This window comes from Enterococcus sp. DIV2384, assembly GCF_050534975.1.
In the GTDB taxonomy this organism is placed as follows: Bacteria; Bacillota; Bacilli; order Lactobacillales; family Enterococcaceae; genus Enterococcus; species Enterococcus faecalis.
In genome coordinates, this window is sequence record NZ_CP172905.1 from 1,046,951 (window position 1) to 1,072,266 (window position 25,316).

Sequence of the window (25,316 nt, forward strand, 5' to 3'; positions counted from 1 at the left end):
TCACTTATAGTTAAAAAAGCATTCTAAAAATAGCAGTCATTGTTATTACTGTAATGGCACCGCCTAATCGTGTCGCAACTTGTGCAAACGGCATTAAGTTCATTCGATTGGCTGTACTTAAAATAGCCACATCGCCAGTCCCACCCATACCACTCTGGCAAGCGGAGACAATGGCAGCCTCAACGGGATTCATATTCATGAAGCGTGAAACGAAAAATCCTGTAGCAATAACAGTGAAAACGACACTAATTACCACAACAAAATATTGCCAGCTAAGCATTCCTACGACATCTTTTAAAGGAATATATAACATACCTAAGCCAACCATTAACGGGAACGTAAAATTGCCAGAGATAAATTTATAAAGCTGTTTTGATCCGCGTTGGGTTTCTTTCGGTACTACGTTTAAGTATTTTAAAAAGGCTGCGACAACAATCATCAAAACAGGACCAGGAAAGCCTGTTAAGTGTTGCAATAAACCACCTGTAATAAATAAGGTACACGCAATTAAAACACCAGCGCCCATTAATTTTACATCAATTGGTGCTTTGTCTTCTTCTAAAGCATCACTTAAATCATCTGAATTGGTAATTTTAATCAACTGACCTTGTCCAGAAAGTTCAGGGCGTTTTTCTCCTAAACGACTAAGTAAACCTGAACACATGATAGCAAAAAAATTACCAATAATGGTTGCGGGAATTAATTGCCCCACTAATTGTTCACTTGGCAATCCAGTAATGGCACTATAACCAAGGGATAAAGGAAGAATGCCTTCACCGATTCCACCAGCTAAAACAGGAGTGACGATATAGAAAAGGCTATGTTTCCAACCGAGACCTAACAGCGTTCCAACAAGGGTCCCAACGCCCATTGCTAAAATCATTCCTAATGCCATCGGGACAATCATGCGCATTAAACCTTGGACTAAAATTTTGCGGTTCATTCCAAGGATACTTCCACAAACTAAACAAGCAATATAGAAATAGAGAAAGTTTGCTTGTTTCATTAAAATATCTGTTGAGTCTAAGACATTTTGGTTGAGTAAATTGAAAAAGACCATAATTGATGGTACTAATAAAGATAAAATTGCAGGACCGCCAAAATGTTTCAAAATAGGAATATTTCCACCAATTGTTCCAAGTAACCAACCCATTGTTAAAATTACGGCAAAACCACCTAACATATTGACTGGTAGTTGTTCTAATAGAGCCGTAACAAGAATAATGCTAGCTGTTACAAGATAAACAGGTAACGTAACCGAACCAATCCTCGTTTTGGTTAATTTGTTGCGCCAATCTGTTTCGTTAGCAGCTGTTGCGTGCAATTTCTTTTCCATGCTATTTCCTCCTATAACTTTAATCTATATTCATCATAATGTAAACGTTTTCTGTAGAGTAGATTATTTAATTAATTTAACTAAAGAAAAGTTTTTTAACCAAATCTTCCTATGCTATACTTTATTTGAAGAGAAAAGAGGGATGGCATGAAGCGTGGCGGGAAATTATGGTGCTTCTTATCAGTGATTTTTATTGCAACATTAATTATTATGATTACTTTCTTTTACGGAGTAACGACGGTCCAAACAATTAAAGAAGTTCGTAAAAACCAAGAGCAAGCACTTTTAGCCGTCGGGGAACAGTTGGCTATTGAACCGAATGTTATTGAAGCCTTAAAGAATGATCACTATTCAGATGAATTGGAAGCGTATACGGTTCGTTTAGGTGAAATCCATCAGTTGGATTTTATCGTGATTATGAATATGCAGGGGATTCGTTTAACACATCCTGATCGCCAAAAAATAGGTAAGCATTTTGAAGGTGGCGATGAAGTGCGAGCATTAAAAGGGGAGGAACATTTGTCTGTTAGTCAAGGAAGTTTAGGAGAATCATTAAGAGGTTTTGTCCCAGTCTATGATCAAGGAAAACAAATTGGGGTTGTGGCAATGGGCATTAAAATGACCTCGCTTTCACAATTGATTGAACGAACAAAAAATGATTACACAGTGAGTGTCCTTTTAAGTGTTGGTTTTGGCTTTATATTAGCCATCGTGGTTTCTTATTATTTAAAAAAACAACTTCACGATTTAGAGCCAAGAGAAATTGCTCGTCTATTAGAAGAGCGAAACGCCATGCTTGAGGAAACGAAAGACGCAATCCTTGTGATTGATACCGATCAAAATATTTTATTAGCAAATATTGAAGCAACTAAAATGTATCATAATATAACAAATAGTGAAGAAAATTTACTAGGAAAGAAACTTTCAGCATTGGTTTTATCTCCTGAAAAATTAGTCGTACATTCAAAAACAGAGCAATTCTATCGTCAAAATGGCCAGGATTATTTCGTCTCAATCGCCCCGATTAATGTCCGTAAAAGAACAATTGGGCATGTTATCTTTCTGAAAAATGCGACGGAAACGTTTATTGTCGCAGAACAGCTTGTCAGCACAACGACATATGCTTCGGCATTACAAAGTCAATCACACGAATTTATGAATAAGATGCATGTCATTTATGGCTTAGTCGATTTAGAAGATTATGAGGCGCTAAAACATTATCTAGCCGATTTATTGAAACCAGAAAAGGAATTTGCACAGCGCTTAGCTATTTTGGTTAGGAATCCTATTCTAGCAGGTTTTTTAAGTGGGGAAAGAATCAAGTTTGCAGAAATTAAAACACAATTAGCTATTGAAATTTATCCAGAAATTCCACCAAATAAACGAGATGAAGATACGCAAAATTTGATTGCTATCTACCGTTATATTCATCGTTTCCTGATGGAACAACCGTTACCAGAAGAGATCATTGAAACCATTGATTATCAGCCAGGAAGTTTGACGACGACTTATTCGTTTGCTTATCCAAAAGAACAACTGGAACGCTTTGAGCAAGAGTTTTTCACTTCTTATTTGGCAAGATTATTAGAGAATGCGGAAGCGACATTGACTTGGGAAAACCAACAAAACAATTGGCTTGTCCTTCGCATAAATGTTCATTACGAAGGAGCAGAGGAAAATGAACCTATTGATTATTGAAGACGATCCTATGGTTGCATATATACATCAAAAATATCTTGAAAAATTAATTCACCAACCGACTATTTTTACGGTTGCAACAATTGCTGAAGGTCTACAATTAACGAAAGAAAAACAACCAGTACTTGTTTTATTAGACGTTCATTTAAAAGATGGCAACGGCTTGACCTATCTGGCAACAATTAGAGATGAAAAAATTGACACAGAAGTTATCCTGATTACGGCTGCCAACGAGTTGGAAAACGTTAAACGAAGCTTACATTTAGGCGTTTTAGACTATTTAGTTAAACCCTTCTCTTTTGAACGATTTCAACAAAGTATCGAAAACTATCAGAAAAAAGCTGCTCAATTCACGCTGGAAACGAAGGAGCTTTCGCAAACAAAAGTGGACCAATTATTTCATTATTCACAGACAAACGCACGTAAAAATGAACAAGATCTTCAAAACATGTCCTTAGAAAAAGGACTAACACAAGCAACATTACAATTATTGTTAAAAAAAATAGACGAATTTACCGACTATTTTACGATTCAAGAATTATCAGAAGCGAGTCAGCTTTCACATGTTTCTGTTCGCAAATATGTGTTGTTTCTAGAAAAAAATAACCTTTTAGAAAGTAAAAATAGCTATTTAAAAGTGGGGCGTCCCTATCAATCGTATCGGAGAATTTAGTATTTTTTATTTTTTAGTAAATAAAAAAAGTAATTGAAAAGTGGCGAAATACAGAGGATACTCCTTTTTATTCTCATTTAAAGAACTTAATTGAGAATGGAAAAGAGGATATTATTTGTTATTTTTTGAGAATATATGATATTCTTTATTATGTAAGAAATAATATTATATGGGAGGAACGAGCGATGAAAGTTATTGTTTTAGGATCATCACATGGAGGTTATGAAGCGGTAGAGGAATTACTAAATCTTCATCCTGATGCAGAAATTCAATGGTATGAGAAAGGTGATTTTATCTCATTCTTGTCTTGTGGCATGCAGTTGTACCTAGAAGGAAAAGTGAAAGATGTTAATTCTGTTCGCTATATGACTGGCGAAAAAATGGAGAGTCGTGGTGTGAATGTCTTTTCTAATACTGAAATTACAGCGATTCAACCAAAAGAACATCAAGTGACAGTGAAAGATTTAGTGTCAGGTGAAGAACGTGTTGAAAATTATGATAAATTAATCATCAGTCCCGGAGCTGTCCCATTTGAATTAGATATTCCAGGTAAAGATTTGAATAATATTTACTTGATGCGTGGTCGTCAATGGGCCATTAAATTAAAACAAAAAACAGTAGATCCAGAAGTCAATAATGTGGTTGTGATTGGTAGTGGTTATATTGGGATTGAAGCTGCCGAAGCATTTGCAAAAGCCGGTAAAAAGGTTACCGTTATTGATATTTTAGATCGTCCATTAGGGGTGTATCTAGATAAAGAATTTACAGATGTTTTAACAGAAGAGATGGAAGCCAATAACATTACCATTGCAACTGGTGAAACAGTTGAACGTTACGAAGGCGACGGTCGTGTGCAAAAAGTCGTTACAGATAAAAATGCGTACAATGCTGATTTGGTCGTTGTAGCGGTTGGTGTCCGTCCAAACACTGCTTGGTTAAAAGGTACCTTAGAATTACATCCGAATGGCCTAATCAAGACGGATGAATACATGCGGACAAGTGAGCCTGATGTATTTGCAGTAGGGGATGCTACGTTAATTAAATACAATCCTGCAGACACAGAAGTAAATATTGCCTTAGCAACGAATGCTCGTAAACAAGGTCGCTTTGCTGTGAAAAACCTAGAGGAACCAGTTAAACCTTTCCCTGGTGTTCAAGGATCTTCTGGCTTGGCCGTCTTTGATTATAAATTTGCTTCAACAGGGATTAACGAAGTCATGGCTCAAAAATTAGGAAAAGAAACAAAAGCGGTGACAGTAGTAGAAGACTACTTGATGGACTTTAATCCAGACAAACAAAAAGCTTGGTTTAAATTAGTGTATGATCCTGAAACAACAGAAATTTTAGGCGCTCAATTAATGTCGAAAGCAGATTTAACTGCAAACATTAATGCTATTTCATTAGCGATTCAAGCCAAAATGACGATTGAAGACTTAGCCTATGCGGACTTCTTCTTCCAACCAGCGTTTGACAAACCTTGGAATATGATTAATACAGCGGCTTTAGAAGCGGTAAAACAAGAACGTTAATAGAAGAGAAAATAAAACCCATGAGTATTTATAGTACTCGTGGGTTTTATTTTTATTTTTATTTTGTATTCAATTGATTTTTCAACTCTTGTTGGACACGATTTAATTCTTGTTCATCCACACGTTGGTAGGAAACTCCATCTTGCATAAAACCAGTACCTTGAAGTTGGTCTTGTTTCACTTTACCAAAGGCACTGCGATAATCTAAGGCAATTTTTTTCATGTCATCAAAACTTAAATCTGTCTTCATATTATCAGAAACAGCTGTTAAAATTTCTTGATAGTTGCTTACGCTATTAAGACTTAAGACTTTTTGGACGATGCCTTCAATCACTTTTCTTTGACGTTCTTGGCGGCCGTAGTCACCATTAGGATCTTCGTAACGCATTCTTGAATAGGAGAGTGCTTGTTCACCATCCAATGAAATTTTACCAATCGTAAAATCATATCCGTCTTGAGAAAAAGTCAGATTATTGTTCACTTCGATTCCACCAACCGCGTTGACTAATTCTTTTAAACCAGCCATATTAATTGAAACATAATGATTAATAGGTATGTTTAAATAGTTTTCAACTGTGTCCATTGCTAAAGATGCGCCACCAAAAGCATAGGCGTGATTCAATTTATCTTGTTTTCCTTGACCTGGAATATCAACATAGGTATCGCGAGCAAGACTGACTAAGGTTGTTTGCTTGTCACGAGGATTAACTGTTGCAACAATTGTTGTATCCGAACGACCTTGCTCGACACGCCCGTCATCGCCTGTATCAATCCCTAATAATAAAACAGAAAAAGGCTCCTTATTGTTTAAATTGACCTGACTTTTTTTAGATCGTTCTACTGTTTCATAGGTTTTATCCATTGATTTAGAAACATCCCAATAAAGTTTTGCTCCCATTCCAACAACTGCAAGAAATAGAACCAAGATAATTCCAAAGATAATGGCAAAAATTTTCTTCCCTTTTGACATATTTTTCCTCCAATAATTTATCACAGGTTGTGATTTTTTTCTTATAGGTTAATCTTACTAATTTTTAGTGAAGAAGTATATAATAATTGTTGAAAGACTATAAAACTTTAAGGTATTTTGCATTATTTTTGCTTAATCTTTTGAAATATCTCAATTCTATTAAAATATGCGAATTAGTATATTACACGTTTTTAAGGTGTTTCATTGTTGATTAATTAGAATTTTAGTGGTATTTTTGTATTTGTAATTAGTACAGATTTTAATTGGAGGTATAACAGTGAGTAAAAAAGGATCAGATATCATAGTAGAAAGTTTAATCAATCACGAAGTGCCCTATATTTTTGGGATTCCCGGTGCAAAAATTGATGGGGTTTTTGATGCATTAGTTGACAAAGGTCCAGAATTAATTTTAGCTCGACATGAACAAAACGCTGCCTTTATGGCACAAGGGATTGGTCGTTTGACGGGAGAGCCTGGCTTAGTTATTGCAACTAGTGGACCTGGTGCCAGCAATTTAGCAACTGGGTTAGTAACTGCGACTGCAGAAGGGGACCCTGTTTTAGCATTGGCTGGACAGGTGAAACGGTCCGATTTGTCAAAATTAACTCACCAAAGCATGAATAATGCTGCATTATTTAGTCCAATAACAAAATTCAGTACAGAAATTCAAGATCCAGAAACATTATCTGAAAATATTGCCAATGCTTACCGTATCGCCAAAACAGCGAAAAAAGGCGCAACATTCTTATCGATCCCACAAGATGTCACAGATAGTCCGGTGACAGGCGAAGCAATTAAGCCTTTGTCGGCTCCGAAACTGGGCCATGCATCAGCAGAAACAATCGCAGCTTTAGCTGAACGAATCAAGCAAGCGAAATTACCTGTTTTACTTTTAGGAATGCGGGCCTCTGCACGAAAAGTTACCGCAGCCATTCGTGAATTGGTTGCTATAACTGGTTTGCCAGTCGTGGAAACGTTCCAAGGAGCAGGAATTATTTCAAAAGAATTAGAAGAACATTTCTTTGGGCGTGTTGGTTTATTTCGAAACCAACCTGGGGACCGTTTGTTAAAAAGAAGTGATTTAGTGATTGCGATTGGTTATGACCCCATTGAATATGAAGCACGTAATTGGAACGCAGAAAAAGATGCGCGCGTTATTGTTATTGATGAAGTTCAAATGGAAATTGATCAATATATGCAACCGGAAGAAGAGCTAATTGGTGATATGTCTAAAAATATTTTGAAATTATCAGAAGCATTTAGTGAACCAATATTAACAGAAGATGCGCAAGATTATTTAGAAACGCTTCAAGAAAAATTAACGATTAAAGAAGTAAAAACAAGTACAATTGAAAATCGATTACATCCATTAGAAATTGTTCAAACGCTTCAAGAAAAAACTACGAATGAAATGACAGTTACTGTTGACGTAGGGAGTCACTACATTTGGATGGCTCGCCACTTTAGAAGTTATGAACCGCGTCATTTATTATTTAGTAACGGTATGCAAACATTAGGTGTCGCTTTGCCTTGGGCAATCTCGGCTGCGCTGGTTCGTCCGAATACACAAATTATCTCTGTTTCTGGGGACGGCGGTTTCCTATTTTCAGCGCAAGAATTAGAAACAGCGGTTCGTTTAAAGCAAAATATCGTGCATATTATTTGGAATGATGGTAGTTATGATATGGTTAAATTCCAAGAAGAAATGAAATATAATCGATCCTCTGGCGTAGATTTTGGTCCAGTTGATTTTGTGAAATATGCTGAAGCTTTTGGAGCCAAAGGGGTTCGAGTGCATTCACAAGCAGAATTTGCCGCAGCTTTAGAAGAAGGAATGCAAACAGAAGGCCCAGTGATTATTGATGTTCCTGTGGATTATTCAGATAATCAAGAATTAGGTAAAACATTGTTACCAGATCAACTTTATTAGGAGATGGAAAAATGAGCGAACAATATGTTTATCAACATGGTACGCTAGGCGGTTTAATGGAAAGTTTGATGGCAGGAACGGCAGAAATTGGTACGTTACTCACGCAAGGTGATTTTGGAATTGGGACATTAGAAGGCTCAAATGGCGAAATTATTTTATTGGACGGTACATTGTATCATGCAAATCAAACTGGCGAAATTACTATTCTAGAAGGCGAAGAATTAACGCCATATGCCGCAGTTACTCGTTTTCAAGAAGATGGCGCATTCCCTGTATCAACGGAAACCGATGAAAATATTAAAGCACAAATTTTAGAAAAAATTAGTCCTAATTTTTTTGCGGCAATTAAAATTAGCGGTCTTTTTGCGAAGATGCATGTTCGTGTGGCACCTAAACAAGAAAAACCGTATCCACCATTTGTAGAAGCCGCACGCAATCAACCTGAATTTACAGCGGAGAATATTCAGGGAACAGTTGTAGGGTTCTTTACACCTAAATTATTTCATGGTGCTTCTGCCGCAGGGTTTCATTTGCACTTTATCAGTGAGGATCACCAATTTGGTGGGCACATTCTTGATTTTGGCATTAAACAAGGGACTGTTTCGTGGATGGAAGCAGCAGAATTGCGGCAGCATTTTCCAGTTCATGATGCTGATTATCGGAATAAAGAAATTGATATTGCAAAAGCTTTGTCTGCAATTGAAGAAGCGGAATAACTGAATAACAAGGCACATTTCTCCACGCCCATTCAAGTTGACCTAGTTAGTCAACTTGAATGGGCTTATTGATGTTCGTCGCTTTTTGTTGTTATTTTTCAAAAAAAAATAGTATCCTTTTTATAATAAGCAAATAACAATTGGAAAGGATGGCGTAATGGACACACTTTATAGAAGTTGGCAATTATCTGGTTGGCTCTATCATGATATTTTTGTTATCATTGTAGCAATTATTTTTATAGTAATTAGTGGTATTTTGGTTATTTCCTTAATAAGAAGGCGGAGTACAAGGAGACTGGTTCCCTATGCGTTAATTTTATTGGTTTATCTTGCAGTGGTACATTTTGCTGGTTTGATATTTTTCGGAATGTTTCGTTCAGTAACGATTGAAGAGAAAAGTGCGACGTTTTATTCTGAAAAAACGAAAGGCTTAACTTCAATCGAGCGAATGATTATTCCAAATGGACGAACGAATGGCATTAGCACCAGTAACTCATTGTTCCAAGTGATTTCTGTTAATAGTCAGACGGGCGAACGAATGTGGAGTAAACGTTTAGGTTGGCGTGATTATTTAATTGGTCAAACAGATCAATATGTGGTTTTGAATAATGCTGATAACGAGGCCATTTACTTACTAGATACAAAAACAGGGAAAAAACAGTTTTCTGAAGCGGATTTAGTGAAGAAATTCCCTGAATTAAAAGACTATTTAAGCTCTGATTTCGTTGATTATCGTTTTATGGATAATCGCTATCTCTATATTTATGGATTAAACAATCGATATTATCAATTAGATTTGAAAAATTGGCAGTTAAAACAAGACCCAACTTTCAAAGAAGTCTTTCAAACACAAGAAGCGCCTAAATGGACGGTAGATTCAAATGAGAGTCAAATTGGTCAAGAGCTGTCATCGGAAGAGCGTACAACAGTGCAAGGAAAACTAGAAGAGCAACTAATAGCACCAGTTTTATTAGGCAAGAAAGATGAAGCAAATTATTATGTTCTGTCATACAAGAAAAGACAAAGTAATCAAGCGATAGTTGGCTTATACAATTGGCAGAAAAAAACATACGAGTGGCAAACACCGTTGCTTTTAACTAAAGAAAATGTACCTATTGAAGCTTTTCAAGTAGAGGATGCGTTATTCATTAAAGTCCCGCGTTATTTATACAAAATTAACCTGAATAATGGTAATCAAGAGTATCAGTTTGATTACCGTTGGGGCCAAGTGATTCGTTAAACGAAAAGTGGTAAAGCATGCTTAGACAAATAGAAGGAGCAAATAGTCCTTATGATATAAAAAAACGCTTAGAAGAGTAGTGATTCCGCTAGTTTTCTAAGCGTTTCTTTATTTTATGCAGGTCCAGAGATTAAATTCCAGATAATCGAACCTGTATATGCGCCAGGAAATAATTGTGAAACAGGGGTTTGGATTTCAAGAGAAATATCGGTCATGCGGCCGCTCCACATGCCTTGTCCTTTTCTATCACCAGCGTTACTCATTAAAGTCGCACCGTTACCGATAATAATTGGGTTGGTCGGGAAGTCAGGTGCAGCAGGATCTTCTGAAAAATCCAGTCCATACATTGTATTTGTCATAAAGAAACGCCTTAACGTTTTGTCATAGCGAGCATAGCCGCCTGTTAATTGAAACGTAATGATGCCTAGTAAAGAATGAGCTTCGTTTCGCATGTGTGGGATTTCAGCAGTGACATGCCAACCAGTTAAGGCTCCGCGAACATCCCCCATCCCGAAGTGTCTCATTGTATGAGTATTGCCTTCAGAAGATCGTATAGGAACTGCCGTTAAATCACCAGAAATCGCTTGGGTTTCAAAAGTAAATTCTTTCGGAATAAAGAGCAAGTCAAAACTAGTGTTAGGATTTTCTAAATCAGGATCAATGGCATCGTCAACCGATTCATCACCAGGCAGCCCTCCAAGTTCTAGTTCAACTGAAACAGGCGTTTTTCCAGAACGGGTGGCAAAAGAAACCGATGGGTCAAAACTAAAGAGACTGAATACTAGCAACAAGGCTGCAAGTGATTGATAAGTGAGTAGATTTTTTTGCTTCAAGAAAGTTCCTCCTTTAGGTGCTGATAATATAAGTATACGCAAAAGGAGCTGTTTTTATTTATCAGTAATTTACAGGGAATTCGAAAATATTGAGACAAATAGTGTTTAATATTAGTAGAGAAAGATGAGTCGACAATTTTTACTTGTTGATTCTGTCTTTTTTGAGCACAATTCGTTATATCAAGCATGCTAAAATATAAAAGAAATCATCAAGTATCACTAATCAAAATGGAGAGGAGGAGAAAACTTTGAGTAAGTGTTTCGGGTTGTTGATGATTTTATTTGTATTATCTGGCTGTTCAGGAAGTAGGAATTCGCAACAGGAAGTCGTTATAGAAAAGTCTGCTAATAATGACAAAGCAAGACAATTTGTTGATCAAAAAAATCCGCATTTAGGAACGCAATTAGAAGCAGAATCTTATACTAAACAGGAAGCGATTGAATTTTTACAAAATGGTTTAGGGATACCAACGAATGACTCGGCGTTTCATTATACGTTTAAGCAGTCAAATAAAGGAAGTTATGTTGTTCAAATTAGATCTGAAAAGAATAGTGTCTCAAAAGAGAATGAATTGTTCGGATATTATCAGGTGTATCAAGATGGTATTATAGTGAAAATGATGGAAAAGGATCAAACGTTCCAAGAAAATTAAGTGATAAATAAAAAAGTTGACAAAAAACACAAACAGTCTTGTTTGTGTTTTTTGTTTAATGTTCGTGTTTTATTTTTTAATAACCTTTTTCGAAAAAATATACGAACGTTCGGGTTTAAAAACGAACAAAAAGATGAAAATGTGTTGAAATATACGTTTTCCTTGCGTATACTGATGAAGTGAAAAAACGAACGAGGAGTGTACGAATGAACAAGAAAGTTCCTTATTTAATTGTGGCACCGGGGCTAGTACTATTATTATTTTTCTTAATGATTCCATTAATTACTAGCATTTTGCCAACCATTTTTACTGATCATGGCTTGACACTAAATCAGTATGTTACTTTTTTTAAAGATGACTATAATGTTTCAATTTTCTGGCGAACGATAAGAGTTTCGTTAATTGTGACGGGTATTTCAATCGTGTTGGGCATTCCAACGGCATACTTTATTGCTGGGGTTTCCAAAAAATGGCGTGGCTTTTTAATGGCTATGACCTTGTTTCCACTATTAACCAATTCAGTTATTCGAAGTTTTGCTTGGATTAACATTTTAGGAAAAAACGGTGTAGTGAATACGTTGTTATTAAAAACAGGCTTAATTGAGCAACCGCTGAATTTATTGTATACAGAATTTGCAATTGTTATCGGTTCAGTGTATTTATTTTTACCGACAATGATTATGACCTTAGTTGGGGTTATGGAAAACATTGAAGGAGAAATGCTAGAAGCGGCTGAGACGCTAGGCGCCAATCCAATGACGGCTTTTCGGAAAATTGTTTTACCTTTATCAATTCCAGGCACCATTGTAGGAAGTATATTAGTGTTTACAGGAACTTTAACGGCTTATACGACGCCACAGCTGTTAGGTGGTAACCAAAAAATGATGATGTCGACCTTCTTATATCAAAAGGCTAATACTTTAGGTGATTGGCAATCGGCGAGTGTTCTTGCATTTATTATGATTTTAACGACATTAATTGTGATGAAAGGCCTAGACATGGTCGCTAAGAAAGTAGATCGGAGAGAAGCAAATCATGCGTAAGCAAAAAGGACTATCTGTTATTGCAATTCTAGTTTTTCTGTTTTTATTTTTACCATTATGTTTGATTGTGGTGACTTCTTTTGGAACAGCCGCAGCGATTCAATTTCCGATTAAAGGATTTACTTTAGATTGGTACGCCAAAGCCTTACAATCGGAAACGTTTATGGACAGTTTTAAGTTAAGTTTGTTGATTGGGGTATTAGCGACTGTTTTAGCATTAATAGTAGGGATTCCGGCTTCCTATGCGCTGGCACGTTATTCCGTTCGCGGGCGCAACTTTATTAAAAGCTTTTTCTTATCCCCAACTGTGATTCCAGGAATTGTGGTCGGGTATACGTTATTTCAATATATTGTTATTAAATTAGGTTTGCCTGTCTTTCAAGGATTGTTAATGGGGCATTTTTTAATTAGTTTGCCTTATATTATTCGAGTGGTTGGATCAAGTATGGAACAACTAGATTATTCAATGGAAGAAGTAGCTTGGACATTAGGTTGTACAAGATTGCGAGCTTTTATTCAAATTGTTTTACCCAATGTGTCTTCGGGAATTTTTGCAGCCTTTATGTTAGCATTTGTCAATTCGTTTAACAATGTTCCTGTATCGATGTTTTTATCAGGTCCCGGTGTGACGATGCTGCCTACTTCTTTATTAAGTTATATGGAATACAATTATGATCCAACTGTTTCAGCAATTTCTGTATTGTTGATGCTACTAACAATGGGCTTAATGTTTTTAATTGAAAAAACGTTGGGACTGGCTTCCATTGCCTAAAACATGGAAGAAGCACGAGATAGAAAGAGGAGAAAATTTTGACTTTTGTGGATTTAAAAGATATTCGCGTCAGCTATGACGGAAAACAAGATATTTTAAAAGATTTAAATATTTCAATGGAAAAAGGAGAGTTAGTTTCTTTATTAGGACCGAGTGGTTGTGGTAAAACGACTACGCTAAGAGTGATTGCTGGATTAATTAAGCCAAACGACGGACAGTTTTTCGTTGACCAAGAAGAACTAACAAAGGTTCCTGTCCATAAAAGAAACTTCGGGATGGTTTTTCAAAGCTATGCGTTATTTCCCCATTTAACGATTGCAGAAAATGTCGCTTTTGGGCTGAAATTACGCAAAGAAAATAAACAAACCATGGACCAAAAAGTCACAGAAATGCTAAAAGTATGTGGTTTAGAAAGCTTGGGCGACCGTTATCCAAAACAATTATCTGGTGGTCAAAGACAGCGGGTTGCGCTAGCACGTGCTCTGATTATTGAACCTAAACTATTACTACTAGATGAACCGTTGAGTAATTTAGATGCAAAATTGCGAGTAGCAATGAGGATTGAAATCAAACGGATTCAACAACAATTAGGCATTACGACAGTTTTTGTCACACATGACCAAGAAGAATGTTTTTCTATTTCAGATAAAGTGGCCATTATGAATAATGGCGTGATTGAACAATATGATTCACCAGAAACGATTTATCGTTTGCCTCGTACTAAGTTTGTCGCTGAATTTATCGGTTTTGAAAACTTTTTCTCTGTCGAAAAAATGGAAGCCGGTCATTATCGGACACAAACAAATCAAATAGTGAAAACGACTAATCCTGAACCAAATGTTACAACGACGGTGGCAACGATTCGTCCAGAGGACATTGAGATTGTTTCAGAAGCTGCTACTAATACTGTCGCAGGTACTGTCGCTGTCCGAACATTTTTAGGGAAAAGCTATCAATATGAAGTGGAAACAGCGTTAGGTACATTGCTGGTTAATGGAACAAGTGAACAGTTATATGAAACAAACGAAACCATTCACTTGGCCTTTCCAGCTGAGAAATTAGTTATTTTAGAAAAATAAAAACCATTTTGGAGGAAGATTTAAAAATGAAAAAACGCGTAATTTTAGGGACATTAGTCGCTGCAACGTTATTAATGACTGCTTGTGGAAACAGCGAAGCAACTACGAAAAGCGAGAGCAAAGGTGGAAGTAATGCTTTAGTCGTTTCAACTTTCGGATTAAGTGAAGATATTGTCAAAAAAGACATTATCGCTCCGTTTGAAAAAGAAAATGAAGCGAAAGTTACCTTAGAAGTAGGCAATAGCGCAGACCGCTTTACGAAATTAAAAAATAATCCCAATGCGGGAATTGATGTTATTGAATTAGCACAAGCAAATGCAGCACAAGGTGGAAAAGAAGGGTTATTTGAAAAAATTACAGAAAAAGAAGTACCTAATTTAAGTCAGTTAACACCAGGAGCAAAAGAGGTTTTTGAAAGTGGTGCTGGCGTACCAATCGCTGTAAACAGTATCGGGATTGTTTACAACAAAGAAAAATTAGGCAAAGAAATTAAGAACTGGGATGACTTATGGTCAGCTGATTTGAAAGGTAAAATTTCTGTTCCAGATGTTGCCACGACGGCAGGTCCTTTAATGTTATACGTTGCTAGTGAACATGCTGGTCAAGATATTACAAAAGATAACGGGAAGGCCGCTTTTGAAGCGATGAAAGAATTAAAACCAAACGTTGTTAAAACGTATTCAAAATCGTCAGACTTAGCTAATATGTTCCAATCTGGTGAAATTGAAGCAGCTGTGGTTGCTGATTTTGCGGTTGATATTATTCAAGGCGCAGCAGAAAACGTGACGTATGTCGTCCCAGAAAGCGGCACGTATGCCAACTATAATACAGTCAATATTCCTAAAAAAGCACAAAACAAAGAAACCGCCTTTAAATTTGTTAACGCACGGATTAGTGAAGAATCACAAAAGGCCAAAGCGATTTCATTAAATGAAGGACCTACAAATCAACAAGTAACGCTAAGCGAAAAAGAAGCGAAAAATAAAACATATGGTGCCATTGCCGAACGTGCCAAAACAGTCGATTTTAATTTTATTAATAGTCAACTAGCAGATTGGATTGATCAATGGAATCGGACGATGAATCAATAGTTTTAGAAAAGAGGGACAAAATGAACGTCGATGTACTACTAAAAAATGTGTGGCTGTATCAAACAGTCACTCAAACATTCGTTCAACGAAATGTTGCAATTAAAAATGATAAATTTTATTACATTTATGAAGAAGAGAACGTCAATTTGCAGCCCAAAAAAACAATTAATGCCGAGAATCAATGGATGATTCCCGGCTTAATTGATGCACACATGCATATTGAAAGTTCCATGACGACACCTACTATTTTTTCCAAAGCAGTAGTGCGTTACGGTGTGACAACGGTGATTGCCGATGCCCATGAAATGGCTAACGTATTTGGCTTAGAAGGCTTAAAAGCTTTTATGGCCGCTGAAACAGAACTAGATATCTTTCACGCAATTCCTTCCTCGGTTCCTTCGACCACTCCCGAATTAGAAACAACTGGTGGGATTATCGGCTTAGCAGAAGTAGCAGAATTACTCAAAGAGCCAAAAGTGATTTGTTTAGGGGAAGCCATGAATTTTAAAGGGATTTCCTATGAGCCAGATTCTTTAATTCGTCAAATTATCGATTTGTGCCAAAAACAACGACCAACCATGCCTTTAGAAGGCCACTGTCCTAAAATCGAAGATCAAGAGTTAGCAGATTTTCTATATAGTGGTATCACTTCAGATCATACCCATCAATTTCCTAAAACGTTAAAAGAAAAAATTGAAGCGGGCGTCTTTATTCAATTTCAAAATAAATCAATCACTCCTGAAAACATTCAGGTGATAGTAGACAATGACTTCTACAATTATGCAAGTATTATCACGGATGACGTGATGGCTGATGATTTGCTAAAAGGTCATCTAAATGAAAATGTCAAAAAAGCCGTTCATGCAGGATTGCCTATCGAAAAAGCCATTTATATGGCAACTTATACGCCGGCCAAACGAATGGGTCTCCATGATCGTGGCGAAATTGCACCTGGTAAAAAAGCTGACTTTTTGTTATTAAATGACTTAGAAAGTTTTGATATTACTACGGTTTATAAATCTGGAAAGGTCGTTTTTGAAAAAGGTGAGCCCTTCCATTATCCAGAAAAAATTGAAGAGTTTCCAGGCGCTTACCAACAAACCATCCAATGTAAAAAGTTAACAGAAGAAGATTTACTTTTAAAGGTGGCTACAACAAAAGAAACAGTTCGTTGTAATGTGATTCAAAAACAAGAAATTGGCACATTTACAGAGCGAATTACAAAAGAAATTCCTGTTGAAAATGGATTGTTACAATGGCAAAAAGCCAACTGTGCCTTATTAATTGTGATGGAACGTTACGGAAAAAATGGCAATATTTCTTTTTCTTTAATGGATCAACCACTTTCCGAGAAAGGAGCCATTGCGACAACCTGGGCCCATGATCATCATAATTTAATGGTGATGGGTAATACGATTGAGGATATTCTGTTAGCGCAGAATGAATTATTAGCGATGCAAGGCGGCTATTTGGTTGCTTCGGATCAGCAAGTGATGGCAACTTGTCCTTTACCAATTGGTGGGATTTTATCGCAAGCACCGATTGAACAATTAGGCGCTTCTTTACAAAAAGTCCGACAAGCTATGCAAGCGTTAGGCTATCAAAATATGAATGAAATCATGTCCTTTTCCACACTATCATTGCCTGTCTCGCCAGCCATTAAAGTGACAGATTTTGGGATGATGGATACGAAGTCACAACGTTTCTATCCATTAGTTTTTCCAGAGGATGGAGTTCTTTTGCATGAAAACACTCATTAAAAATGTGCATATACTAACAATGGATGAGCAATTTTCAGAAATCAAAGCCGGCTATTTAGTGATTGAAGAAGACACAATTGTGGAATTAGCGCCAATGACCACACTTGATGAAAAGCGAATGGCTGCAAATCAAGTAATCGATGGTCAAAATGGAATTTTAATGCCTGGGATGATTAACACCCATACCCATGTAGGCATGATTCCGTTTCGTTCGTTAGGAGACGATGTGCCAGATCGACTCCGGCGTTTTCTTTTTCCATTAGAACAATTCATGACAAAAGAATTAGTAGGATGCAGTAGTGATTATGCAATTGCTGAAATGTTACTGAGTGGTATTACGAGCTTTTGTGATATGTATTATTTTGAAGATGAAATTGCTAAAAGTTGTGAAAAAATGAGTGTTCGTGCTTTGCTCGGAGAGACTATCATTGATATGCCCACTTGTGATAGTCCGGAACCTTCAGGCGGTCTTTTTTACGCGGAAACCTTTATTCGCAAGTGGCAAGGACATCCGTTGATTACGCCTATGCTTGCGCCGCATGCACCGAATACCAACTCACCAGAAGTGTTAGCAAAAATTATTGAACTTAGTCGGCGATACCAAGTTCCTGTGACCATGCACGTTGCTGAAATGACTTATGAAATGGCTGAGTTTGAAAAAGCCTATCAAAAAACACCAATTGCTTTCTTAGAAGAACTGGGTTATTTGAGCGAGCCGTTTATTTTAGCTCATTGTATTTTGGCAACAGATGAAGATCTTGCGAGTTTAGCTGCTACTAATGGAAAAGCGCGTGTCGCTCATTGTATCGGTGCGAATACTAAATCAGCCAAAGGCGTAGCGCCGATTAAGCAAATGCTTGATCAAGGGATTATTGTCGGTTTAGGCACGGATGGACCTAGCAGTGGGAATACATTAGATTTATTCACCCAAATGCGCATGGTTGCGAATTTTCATAAGACAACACACCAAGATCGCTCCTTGTTTCCTGCGAAAGAAATTGTTTATCTGGCAACGATGGGGGGCGCTAAAACGTTAGGCTTGGCGGAGCAAGTCGGCTCATTGGAAGTGGGCAAAAAAGCGGATGTAACATTAATTGAAACGCAATCAGTTAATATGTTTCCGATTTTTGATGCCTATTCAGCGTTGGTTTATTCAGCAAATGCTAGCAATGTTGAAGCTGTTTGGGTGAACGGTCAACAGTTAGTTGCCAATAAAGAATTACAACAAGCTAATCTCAAAGAAATCAAGGAAAAATTATATCAGGCCATGAATACGTTTGTGAAAGAAGCTAAAAAAAGAGCTGCTCTCTAAACAAAGCAAGTATGACGTATCGGATTGATTAAATAACGCTGGATTGACGTTTAGTGATTCAGGTTCTAATAGAGCGCAGACAAACTTTTAATGAAAGAGTTGTCTGTGTTCTTTTTTGTTATAAACATTTTTCTTTTTCTATATATATTTTTAAGGTAAGTTGTATTATAGTAAGTTTGAGAAGATGAGAATGAGAGGAAAAGCAATGAATATACAACGGTTTATAGAAAAACGCAAAGCACGTGGTTTGTCGCAAAGTGAATTAGCTAAAGGGATTTGTACGCAAGTTACGGTTAGTCGCTTTGAAAAGAATGGTCAAGTCCCAACTTTAAAAATATTGATCCAACTATGTAATCGTTTAGAGCTACCTTTGGGGGAACTCTTCCCGCGCGTAGGGATTAAACAACCTGAAATTCTTGAAAAAATGGAAGAAGCAGAATTCTTCTTGATTACCAGCGAACATGACCAATTGCAAACAATTTTAAAAAATATTCCTTTTGATGAAATCAAAGATTCCCAACTGTTATTAGAATATTATTATTTACAAGGCTTTGTCATGATTTTTCAAAATGCTTCGTTGATGGATTGCTTATTTACCTTTGAAAAACTTCTGTTTGAAGAGCAAAAATACACGAGCGATATTTACCGTTTGTTAGCTTTTACTGGAATTGGCATGGCCTATGCCAAAGAAGGCGAAATTGAGAAAGCCGAATTTTATTTCAATAAGGTCTTCAAGGAAATTTATCTTTATACTATTCAATCAATGGAAGATACTTGGCGAGTATTAAATGTTGTCTTTCACTGTGGTGTTTTTTATGCAGAAAAAGGCGATTTAGAAACAAGTGATGCTTTGTTAGAGTATGCGATTTCCATCTGTTCTGATAATCACGTCACGTATTACTTGGCAAGAGCAGCTTTCCAACTTGCGAAAAATGCCTTAGCTGAAGAAAAGCCGCAAGAGCAAATTTTAGAACTACTACAAGATGCCCGCGCGTATGCAAAAATCAATAAAAACCGCATCTTGTTGGAAGCAATTCAAACATTGAAAGAAACAATTTTATCTAAGAATAATTAGTTTATATAGAAAATTATATACTTATTTTCAAAATATAATAAAAAAAGCGTTTTTTAAAAGAGTTCAAGACATGTTACGACCTTAAATGAAAATTTTAAGGTCGTTATTTTATATAAAAAAATATATAAACGACTTGACTGGCATCAAATAAAGGCGTATGATTCATTTGTAAATAAATGTGAAATAAAACACAATCTTTCGTGGAGAGGAAGTCTTGAGGTGCAACAAAGTCAAACTATTTATTTGATGGGCACAGTAATAGATGTATTTGTAGACCATGAAGAACCTGAAAAAATTCTAGAAGAAGTGCATCAACGATTGATCACTTATGAACAACGCTTTAGTGCAAATGATTCAACTTCGGAACTGATGGCTGTCAATCAACAAGCTGGGCAAAAACCAGTCAGCGTTCATCCAGAGTTGTATCAATTAATTGCATTAGGGAAAAAACATAGTTGTGATCCAGCTAGTCATTTGAATGTTACCATTGGCCCACTAGTTCAAACGTGGCGAATCGGTTTTAAAGATGCCCGTGTCCCGTCAGAAAAGGAGATTAAAGCCTGTTTGAAAAAAATTAATCCAGAAAAGATTCACTTAAATCCATTAAAACAAACGGTTTTTTTGGAAGAAGAAGGAATGAAATTAGATCTGGGGGCTTTAGCAAAGGGCTATATCGCTGATTTACTAATTGCCTATTTGAAAGAAGTCCATGTGACGTCTGCTTTGATTAATCTGGGCGGCAATATTGTGACGTTAGGGCCCTCTACGCATCAAAACAAAAAATGGCGAATTGGTATTCGCAATCCGCAAGAATCCAGAGAAACAATCAGCTTACTTGTCGAAGTGGCTAATCAATCGGTTGTGACGTCGGGCATTTATGAAAGAAGTTTAACCGAAGCTGGGCGAGTCTATCACCATTTGTTGGATCCGACAACCGGATACCCATTGGAAACTGAAATGGCCAGCATCACAATTATCTCGGATGCTTCAGTGGATGGTGAGATTTGGACAACGCGTTTATTTGGTTATCCAATTCCAGAAGCGCTTGAAATCCTCAATCAACTAGATGGGATTGAAGGAGTCGTCATTACACAAGACCAGCAAATTTTATATAGCAGCGGGTTAGCAGATACTCTTCACATTATCCATTCATAGAACCGAAAAAGAAAGGACAGCTCATTATGAAAAAAATTATCGGCTTAGTAGGAACGAACTCAGAGCAATCAACCAATCGTCAACTTTTGCAATTTATGCAACACTATTTTGCGCAGGAGGCTGATATTGAACTAGTTGAAATTGTTGACTTTCCTATGTTTAACAAGCCAGAAGACAAAGTTTTGCCAGAAATAGTTAAAACGGTTGCTGAAAAAATTGAAGCAGCAGATGGCGTCATTATCAGTACGCCTGAATATGACCATGCGGTGCCGGCTTCTTTGATGAATGCCCTAAGTTGGTTATCTTACGGGATTTTTCCGTTTGTTGATAAACCAGTTATGATTACTGGTGCATCCTATGGCACGTTAGGTTCCTCTAGAGCACAAGCGCATCTGCGTCAAATTTTAGATGCTCCTGAATTGAAAGCACGAATTATGCCAAGCTCTGAATTTCTATTAGCGCATTCCTTACAAGCTTTTGATGAAAACAATGTATTAAAAGATTCAGAACAAATAGATAAACTAGCTGGTTTGTTTGCAGATTTTTGTGTATTTATTGAAATTACAGAACAGCTGAAACATGCGCATGCGCAAAATAAAAAAGAAGCAGAAAATTTCTCATGGGAAACGATTTAACGAAATGGAGTGAATAAAATGAAATTAATTGGGATCGTCGGATCAAACGCTGATTCTTCTTATAATCGGTTACTACTGCAATATATTGGCAAAGAGTTTTATAAAATGTTCGACTTGGAAATTTTAGAAATTAAAGATATTCCAATGTTTAATCAAAGTAAGGATCAAACGAACAGTGTCTTGATTCAGAATATGAATCGCAAAATTTTACAAGCAGACGGCGTAATTATTGCGACGCCCGAACATAACCATACCATTCCTGCCGGTTTGAAAAGTGTGTTAGAATGGTTATCTTTCAAAATTCATCCGCTGGAAAATAAACCAGTAATGATTGTTGGTTGCTCTTATTATGATCAAGGAACCTCACGTGCGCAATTACATCTCCGTCAAATTCTTGATGCACCTGGTGTCAATGCAATCGTGATGCCTGGAAACGAGTTTTTATTAGGAAAAGCTAAAGAAGCATTTGATGAAAACGGCAACTTAATTGCGGAGGGAACACGTCAATTTTTAGAAAGCACATTACAAAAATTCGTGGAATTCATTGATGTGATTTCAAAATTAGAAGGGGCTAAGCCAAAAGACTTACCTGAGGATTTACATGCAAAAGGAACCATTGAAACAACGATCGAAGGGGTTGATATGGCAGCAGATGATTGGGTAGAACAAGCAGCAGAAGCGGTTCAGGCTGTGGAAGGCGACACATATGTAAAATTAGATCGAGGCATTTTAACCGTTGATCAGCTAAATTATTTCTTAAAATCAATGCCAATGGAATTGACTTACGCAGACAGTAACAATCAATTTTTATATTACAATAAAAAAATGGCTGCTGAAGAAATGTTTGCTAAACGGCAACCAGGACAGGTTGGTAATCCATTAGCGAATTGCCATCCACCAAAAGCATTGAAAAATGTAGAATGGGTGATTCAACAATTACGGTCAGGAAAAACAGATGCTATTCGCGTTCATGTTCCAATGCACGGACCAGATACCTATGTAGTGCATAATTATCAAGCGATGTATGATAATAATGGAAATTACGCGGGAATTAATGAGTATATTTTAGACTTTAAACCAATTGTTGATTGGTATTTAAAACAAACTGGGCAAGAATTAGTCGGTGGAAAAAACGTCGATGCAGTCAGTGGTGCCTCCAAAAAAGAAGCGCCAGAAACGGCAGATAGTGTATCAAGTGCATCAGTCCATGAAGAAGAGCCAGCGACCGAAAAGCCAACAGTTGACAGCGTTTCTAGCGCTTCAATTAAAGAGTAAAATAACAGCAAAAAATAGCGGCAACAAGTAGTCATACTGTATTCAGATTAGCAATGCCAAATGAGGACTTTTATTGACAGAAGCTGATACTTAAAAGAGTAAGAACTTTATAGGAAGATAGTATAGAAGACGAACCAAAAGTTTCAATCATTTTTGACGAATAGGCTAGAAAAGAAACAGAAAATTAGTCAAACAAATCAGCTTTTCTTTAAATTTAAAGTAAAAAAATAACAAAAAAGCCTCCTTGGTGACGCAAGGGGGCTTTTTTTGGTTAAAATAATACTTTTCTATGAAGATTCCTAAATATTGAAAGAATCATTTTTAAATTTGTGGAAAAAATAAGCAAGATTGACACTCACGTCTTGTTAAAAAAATAGATACTTAAGGCGTGATAGTTTGGAGTTGAAAATGTGACTACTTTGTTAGATGAATTATTAGACCAAGAATTCCGAGATAAATTACTTATTTATCAAACTTTTATGAATAGTGAAGGTCCATTATTAAAAGAAGAATTTTATGGATATTTTGATTTATCCACTCAAAAGTTAGAATCGTTGTGCCGTCAAATAAATTATGAATGTACACAGATTTCTTCAAGGAGTCAAATTCTTTTTCCAGCTAAAGGACTGATTAGTGCGCAAAAATTATCGCAAATTGATTATCAAGCCTTAAGAAAATATTATTTTGATCAATCACTAATGGCCAAGTTGCTTCTTGATGTGGGCCTCTATCAAAAGCACACGATTCAAGAATTTTCTCAAATTCATTTTATGAGCAAAAGCAAAATTTATGCCTTCTCGTATAAACTAAATCTGATTTTAGCTAATTGGCGTATTAAATTAAAGTCAACAGGCTTGGTTGGAGAAGAGAAAAATATCCGAAGTTTTTGTTTTCAATGCTTGTATTATTTTTATGGAAGTAATCAAGAAAGGCTGCCTAACATTTTGATGGAAAATAGTCCTGGCATTAAACGATTTATAAACGATTTACAACTGATGTATCAAAGAACATTTAGTCTTAATCAAAGCGCACAACTATTTATTCTTTTAACGATCCAACGTTTTCGTGTATTTTCTGATCATGTAGTGGACTCTTTTACGGAAGTTCATGTGCCTAGCTGTTTACAGCATGCGTTTGAAAAAATCTATACAAGCGAAACCCCTCTTTTTAAAGAGGATTTTGGCAAAGAGACTTCATATATTTTTCTTTTTTTAAGTTTAAATGAATACATTGATAGTCCGATTGTTTTTCCAGATAAGTTAACCATGTTAGACGAATTTATTGATCATATGAATAGTGTTATTCCTTTCTTTGAAAAGCGAATTACGGTGGAAACAAAAGAAAAATTAAAGTTGATTTGTTATCGCTGGGACCGCCTATACTTTTCGGTGGCTGCATTTATTCCCGCCAAGCAGAGCAGTTTCTTTGAAGAGCGGTTTCCTCAAATTCATCGCGCCTTAGATGGTTTTATACAAAAGACAGAGTCGCTGTATCAAAAACGATTTTTAATGTATGAACGCGTGCATCTATACTATGATTTTATGTTTTGTTTGTTAAATGATCGTTCTTTTTGCGCAATTGAAAAAACGATTCATGTATTTGTTGATTTTTCTGGTGGGGAGGATTATAACCGCTTTATTGCAAAAATTATTGCTTCTTTCAATTATATGGATGTCATGATTGATCACAAATTAACCTTAGAAACCGATTTGTATTTGTCCGATTTTTATAGTTCGAAAGTACGGTGTCGTCAATTGACATGGCGTCATTTGCCGGAAACAAAAGATTGGCAAGTATTTGCTGAGGTGGTCAGAGAACTAAGAAAGGGAGAGACTCAGAAAAATGAGCACTATGGGAGAGACCCAATCGAGATGTGGCGAGAACAAGAATACGAAGGATAGTCAATTGAGACAAGCAGGTAACTATAAAGATTTAACTGGCCAAAAGTTTGGTGAGTTGACAGTAGTAGCACCAACGGCAAAAAGAAAAGAAGGGCTGATTGTTTGGGCCTGTCGCTGTTCTTGTGGGAGCTATGCAGAAGCTTCAAGAAGACAACTAATTCGTGGGTATCGAACGAAATGTGCTCACCATCGCTATCAAACAATGTTGAAAAAAAACTATCATGAATTAGTCGTGGTACGGATTGAAAGTATTCAACAGACAATGAAAGCGTATTGTCTGTGTTCGTGCGGACAATCTTGCTGGGTTCGCTGTGAAAATTTGTTGAATGGCCATACCAAAAGCTGCGGTCATCGTAAAAAGAAGGATTACCGACAAAGAGTTGCTGGCGTAATTCCAGGGAAGTTACAAAGTAAACGCCCCAAAAATAATAGCAGCGGACACAAAGGAGTGAGCCAGACCGCTTCTGGGAAATGGCTGGCTTATATCTCTTTGAAAGGCAAGCGCCATAACTTAGGTATCTTTACGAAAAAAAGTGAAGCAATTTTAGCAAGAAAATTAGCAGAACGTCGTCTATTTCAACCAATTTTACAACAAGAAATAGTGACTACAAATAAGGAAGTTTAGCGACAGAGAGGATGC

22 protein-coding genes are annotated in these 25,316 nt (G+C 36.6%); 19 read left to right on the forward strand and 3 right to left on the reverse strand.

The annotated features are described in order from the left end of the window. Positions 1-10: 10 nt before the first annotated feature. Positions 11-1,336: a 2-hydroxycarboxylate transporter family protein gene (locus IGK54_RS05220; protein WP_002357930.1), complete on the reverse strand. Its 1,326-nt coding sequence runs from the start codon at positions 1,334-1,336 to the stop codon at positions 11-13. Positions 1,337-1,483: 147 nt separating this feature from the next. Between IGK54_RS05220 and IGK54_RS05225 the strand changes: the two genes are divergently transcribed. From IGK54_RS05225 to IGK54_RS05235, 3 genes are all read left to right on the forward strand, one after another. Further along, a complete protein-coding gene (locus IGK54_RS05225; RefSeq protein ID WP_010777559.1) occupies positions 1,484-3,034 on the forward strand; it encodes a Spo0B domain-containing protein in 1,551 nt (516 codons plus the stop codon). Then, on the forward strand, positions 3,015-3,707 hold the full coding sequence (locus IGK54_RS05230; RefSeq protein ID WP_010777560.1) for a response regulator: 693 nt from the start codon (positions 3,015-3,017) through the stop codon (positions 3,705-3,707). The genes IGK54_RS05225 and IGK54_RS05230 overlap by 20 nt, the downstream gene beginning before the upstream one ends. A 185-nt stretch (positions 3,708-3,892) precedes the next feature. After that, on the forward strand, positions 3,893-5,236 hold the full coding sequence (locus tag IGK54_RS05235) for an NADH peroxidase (RefSeq protein ID WP_142957215.1): 1,344 nt from the start codon (positions 3,893-3,895) through the stop codon (positions 5,234-5,236). Positions 5,237-5,294: 58 nt separating this feature from the next. On the opposite strand, the gene IGK54_RS05240 is transcribed toward IGK54_RS05235, so the two are convergent. After that, complete coding sequence (locus IGK54_RS05240; RefSeq protein ID WP_002404487.1) at positions 5,295-6,206, reverse strand: LCP family protein; 912 nt, start codon at positions 6,204-6,206, stop codon at positions 5,295-5,297. A 277-nt stretch (positions 6,207-6,483) separates the two neighbouring features. Between IGK54_RS05240 and alsS the strand changes: the two genes are divergently transcribed. The 3 genes from alsS (at position 6,484) to IGK54_RS05255 (ending at position 10,092) form a co-directional block, all read left to right on the forward strand. Next, positions 6,484-8,136: an acetolactate synthase AlsS gene (gene alsS, locus IGK54_RS05245; protein ID WP_002357923.1), complete on the forward strand. Its 1,653-nt coding sequence runs from the start codon at positions 6,484-6,486 to the stop codon at positions 8,134-8,136. 11 nt (positions 8,137-8,147) lie between these two features. Next, positions 8,148-8,852 carry an acetolactate decarboxylase gene (gene budA / locus IGK54_RS05250; protein WP_002363752.1) on the forward strand — a complete coding sequence of 235 codons (705 nt, stop codon included), beginning with the start codon at positions 8,148-8,150 and terminating at the stop codon, positions 8,850-8,852. 157 nt (positions 8,853-9,009) lie between these two features. Next, positions 9,010-10,092, forward strand: a complete 1,083-nt coding sequence (locus tag IGK54_RS05255; protein WP_002357921.1) for a PA2928 family protein — start codon at positions 9,010-9,012, stop codon at positions 10,090-10,092. A gap of 113 nt (positions 10,093-10,205) precedes the next feature. On the opposite strand, the gene IGK54_RS05260 is transcribed toward IGK54_RS05255, so the two are convergent. After that, positions 10,206-10,967 (reverse strand): WxL domain-containing protein, encoded by a 762-nt coding sequence (locus IGK54_RS05260; protein WP_430603292.1) that lies wholly within the window; start codon positions 10,965-10,967, stop codon positions 10,206-10,208. Positions 10,968-11,197: 230 nt separating this feature from the next. Between IGK54_RS05260 and IGK54_RS05265 the strand changes: the two genes are divergently transcribed. From IGK54_RS05265 to IGK54_RS05325, 13 genes are all read left to right on the forward strand, one after another. After that, positions 11,198-11,578, forward strand: coding sequence for a hypothetical protein (locus IGK54_RS05265; protein WP_025192801.1), 381 nt, complete (start codon positions 11,198-11,200; stop codon positions 11,576-11,578). A 206-nt stretch (positions 11,579-11,784) separates the two neighbouring features. Then, positions 11,785-12,621, forward strand: a complete 837-nt coding sequence (locus IGK54_RS05270; protein WP_016615734.1) for an ABC transporter permease — start codon at positions 11,785-11,787, stop codon at positions 12,619-12,621. After that, a complete protein-coding gene (locus IGK54_RS05275; RefSeq protein ID WP_002357916.1) occupies positions 12,614-13,393 on the forward strand; it encodes an ABC transporter permease in 780 nt (259 codons plus the stop codon). The genes IGK54_RS05270 and IGK54_RS05275 overlap by 8 nt, the downstream gene beginning before the upstream one ends. Positions 13,394-13,431: 38 nt before the next feature. Then, entirely contained in the window at positions 13,432-14,472 is a 1,041-nt protein-coding gene (locus IGK54_RS05280) for an ABC transporter ATP-binding protein (protein WP_002413403.1), read from the forward strand. Positions 14,473-14,498: 26 nt separating this feature from the next. Continuing rightward, positions 14,499-15,563 carry an ABC transporter substrate-binding protein gene (locus IGK54_RS05285; RefSeq protein WP_002357914.1) on the forward strand — a complete coding sequence of 355 codons (1,065 nt, stop codon included), beginning with the start codon at positions 14,499-14,501 and terminating at the stop codon, positions 15,561-15,563. Then, positions 15,539-17,323, forward strand: coding sequence for an adenine deaminase (locus IGK54_RS05290; protein ID WP_173975669.1), 1,785 nt, complete (start codon positions 15,539-15,541; stop codon positions 17,321-17,323). Before IGK54_RS05285 ends, IGK54_RS05290 begins: the two co-directional genes overlap by 25 nt. Beyond that, the gene (locus IGK54_RS05295) at positions 17,307-18,635 is read left to right on the forward strand and encodes an amidohydrolase (RefSeq protein WP_142957213.1); all 1,329 of its coding nucleotides are present in this window, start codon (positions 17,307-17,309) and stop codon (positions 18,633-18,635) included. The genes IGK54_RS05290 and IGK54_RS05295 overlap by 17 nt, the downstream gene beginning before the upstream one ends. 184 nt (positions 18,636-18,819) lie before the next feature. After that, a complete protein-coding gene (locus IGK54_RS05300) occupies positions 18,820-19,710 on the forward strand; it encodes a helix-turn-helix domain-containing protein (RefSeq protein WP_002382193.1) in 891 nt (296 codons plus the stop codon). Positions 19,711-19,929: 219 nt separating this feature from the next. Further along, a complete protein-coding gene (locus IGK54_RS05305; protein WP_142957212.1) occupies positions 19,930-20,865 on the forward strand; it encodes an FAD:protein FMN transferase in 936 nt (311 codons plus the stop codon). A 26-nt stretch (positions 20,866-20,891) separates the two neighbouring features. Continuing rightward, the gene (locus tag IGK54_RS05310; RefSeq protein ID WP_142957211.1) at positions 20,892-21,500 is read left to right on the forward strand and encodes an NADPH-dependent FMN reductase; all 609 of its coding nucleotides are present in this window, start codon (positions 20,892-20,894) and stop codon (positions 21,498-21,500) included. A gap of 18 nt (positions 21,501-21,518) precedes the next feature. Then, positions 21,519-22,775 (forward strand): NADPH-dependent oxidoreductase, encoded by a 1,257-nt coding sequence (locus IGK54_RS05315; RefSeq protein WP_142957210.1) that lies wholly within the window; start codon positions 21,519-21,521, stop codon positions 22,773-22,775. A 410-nt stretch (positions 22,776-23,185) separates the two neighbouring features. Then, positions 23,186-24,676 carry a helix-turn-helix domain-containing protein gene (locus IGK54_RS05320; protein ID WP_048949600.1) on the forward strand — a complete coding sequence of 497 codons (1,491 nt, stop codon included), beginning with the start codon at positions 23,186-23,188 and terminating at the stop codon, positions 24,674-24,676. Next, positions 24,627-25,301 carry an AP endonuclease gene (locus tag IGK54_RS05325; RefSeq protein ID WP_016617219.1) on the forward strand — a complete coding sequence of 225 codons (675 nt, stop codon included), beginning with the start codon at positions 24,627-24,629 and terminating at the stop codon, positions 25,299-25,301. The genes IGK54_RS05320 and IGK54_RS05325 overlap by 50 nt, the downstream gene beginning before the upstream one ends. Positions 25,302-25,316: the final 15 nt, after the last annotated feature.